The 2,696-nt window shown below is 37.8% G+C and carries 3 protein-coding genes; all 3 read left to right on the forward strand.

Annotation, left to right across the window (positions count from 1 at the left end):
• Positions 1 to 283, forward strand: a 283-nt coding sequence (locus QZU45_RS12030; RefSeq protein ID WP_295355622.1) for a tyrosine-type recombinase/integrase, incomplete at its 5' end; no start/stop codon positions are given.
• A gap of 1 nt (position 284) precedes the next feature.
• Positions 285 to 1,292, forward strand: coding sequence for a tyrosine-type recombinase/integrase (locus tag QZU45_RS12035; RefSeq protein WP_295355624.1), 1,008 nt, complete (start codon positions 285 to 287; stop codon positions 1,290 to 1,292).
• Complete coding sequence (locus QZU45_RS12040) at positions 1,282 to 2,331, forward strand: tyrosine-type recombinase/integrase (protein ID WP_295355626.1); 1,050 nt, start codon at positions 1,282 to 1,284, stop codon at positions 2,329 to 2,331. Before QZU45_RS12035 ends, QZU45_RS12040 begins: the two co-directional genes overlap by 11 nt.
• The last annotated feature ends 365 nt before the right edge of the window (positions 2,332 to 2,696 follow it).

Below are 2,696 nucleotides of genomic sequence, written 5' to 3' on the forward strand. Positions count from 1 at the left end.
ACCAAATTCATTAGACCAGATTCTGTATAAATATATACACAGGGCGGGGATTACCAATTTATCAAATCGCAAGCACGGTTGCCATGCTTTAAGATTCTCTCTGGCAACAAGAATGATCGAAAATGGAGCTGATATTAGGGAAGTTAAGGAAGTACTAGGTCATAAAGATAAATCAGTAACCTTTAACTACGTAAGACTTGATATAGCAGGACTTAAGAAATGTAATCTGCCGATGCTGCCATGTCAGTCACCATTTTATAGCGATTTGAAGGAGGTTAACTAACATGGCAAACCTCGGACGCTATTCTAGCAAATTTAAATCTGTCTGGGCCCAGGAAATTCTCGAATATCTTAAAATTAAAGACGCAACAGGTTTTAATATCTCTCCTATTGCCAATAACTTGCTTGCATTGGACAGATTCTGTAATGAAAAACAGCTGAAAGAAAAAATATTTACCCGTGAAGATGCAGATGCTTATAGATTAACACGCAATCATGAGGCTACTGGAACTCGTTATAAAAGAGTAAATACCGCAAAACTATTTTTTGAGTGGTTACAGTTACATGGATATCAGGTCACACCACCTCGTAATGTCTCTAATGGACAACATAGCTTTGTACCTCATATTTATACTGAGAAGGAATCTATCGCCTATTTTAAAGCAGTAGATACCTACGACTATGGTCAGTCTGGACGCTGTGCCATCATTATGCCGCTATTTTTCAGGCTTTTGGCCTGTAATGGATTAAGAATTGGTGAGGCATTGGCAATCCGTAAATGCGATGTAGATTTAGGAGCAGGAGTCATCAAGCTTAGAAAAACCAAGAACGGAGCAGAACGCTACACTATTCTAAATGACGATTTGCTTGCTTTGATGAGAGCCTATGCAAATAAGACCTTTTATCAAATTAAAGATCACGATGCGATCTTCTGGGGATTTACTGTATTAAATAATTGTATCAGTCAAAGCACAATTCACCACTATCACGTGGAATTTTTGCATAAGGCAGGAATTCCTTACAACGGAGAGAAAGGGCCTAGAGTCCATGACTGGAGGTGGACTGCCGCGGTTATGAGCTGCAAACAGCTTATAGACAATGGTATGGATATGCATACCTCACTGATTTACCTGGCACAATGGCTAGGTCATAGCGACTTACATTCCTGTGAATATTACCTGCGTTATGCAACAACTCTGTTTCCATATCTGTGCTCTAAACTTGATGATACGCTGGAAAAGGCTCTTGCATCACTGGAAGATACTCTGGAGGTACCTGAAGATGTTGACTGATTTCAATTTACACGTGCAAAAATTCTTTACAGAATATCTGCCTAAAGATATGGAATGCTCGCCTAAGACCATTGCCTCCTACAGCGAGACTTTCTCAATCTTTCTGAAATACCTGAGAGACTATGAGCATATTCTGGTTGAAGATATGACCATAGCTATGCTGACCAGAACTCTGGTGGATCATTTCTTACATTACCTTTGTGAAGTGAAACATAACAGTGCGGCTACACGCAACCAGAGAAAAGCCGCTATCGTCAGTTTCGTCAACTACCTTAGTTATGAAGTTGCTGTCTATCAGCAGCAGTATGCTGAGATTAAAGCAATCAAAATAAGAACGCTATTTCATCGGAGTCCTAAATTCCTAAGCGCAGAAGGATTGGAACTTTTTATTAAAGAAGTCCTTGCAGAACCTCGAAACCAGCTGCGTAACCTGCTGATTATATCTCTTATGGCTGGTGCGGGATTAAGAGTATCTGAAGTTATCAACCTCAGACCAAAAGATTTAAATCTAGGTGATCCAGCATCCATGGTTGTTATCGGAAAAGGCTCTAAACCAAGGACAGTGCCACTGCAAAAGCAGATCGTTAAGAAAATCATAAGTTATCTTAAGATGACTAGATTAGAACACCCTGCCAGAAGAGAAGAATACCTGTTTACGAATCATTTAGGTCAGCCAATTTCCAGACACGGTGTATATCATCTTGTAAAGAATTACGCTGATAAAGCAAGAAAAAAGACACCAGAGCTCATTCCTGAGGATGTAACGCCACATGTCTTAAGACATACATTTGCCACATTGAATATTGCTAAGGGAGTAGATTTAATCTATGTCAGAGATTTATTAGGACATAGCAGTGTGCAAACAACAGAACAGTTCTACATTGGTCATTACAAGAAAGTTAGGGAGGCGAATGCCGTATCAGAAAGTTTATCTAAACTAACAGAAAGTGAAGATTTTACAAGTTTAGAAAGGATAAATAACAAAAATGAGAATACATTGAATTTTCTAGAAAATTTGACAAAACGTAGAATTAAATAAATTGTTATGTTAAGAAAACAGATAAGAACTTTCGAAAAAACATGGAGATATCAAGACATCTCAACAATAACGTTTTCTTAACATAAATAGAAATTCATTTGTTGTAGGTAATAGACCGAAAGTAAATGGTTCAGAAATACAGGATGCGTTACCTTAAGAAGGAAAATTTATAGCAGAAAGATTGATCCTGCCTATAGGCAAATGATCCTAACCGAAGATATAATTGGATTAGCTTCCAATATATTTTTATTGTCTGGAAATGAATAAAAATCAGACAAACAATGCCTGATTAAACAATAAGTTATGATTAAAGTTCGGCAAGGGACAGCGCTAGTCAAAAAGTTTTACAAAATGATTGACATCCG

The sequence above is a fragment of the uncultured Succinivibrio sp. genome (assembly GCF_902756765.1).
In the GTDB taxonomy this organism is placed as follows: Bacteria; Pseudomonadota; Gammaproteobacteria; order Enterobacterales; family Succinivibrionaceae; genus Succinivibrio.

Coding starts and splice junctions, on each gene's coding strand:
- QZU45_RS12035 (WP_295355624.1), top strand. CDS start 285: ATGGCAAACCTCGGACGCTATTCTAGCAAATTTAAATCTGTCTGGGCC.
- QZU45_RS12040 (WP_295355626.1), top strand. CDS start 1,282: ATGTTGACTGATTTCAATTTACACGTGCAAAAATTCTTTACAGAATAT.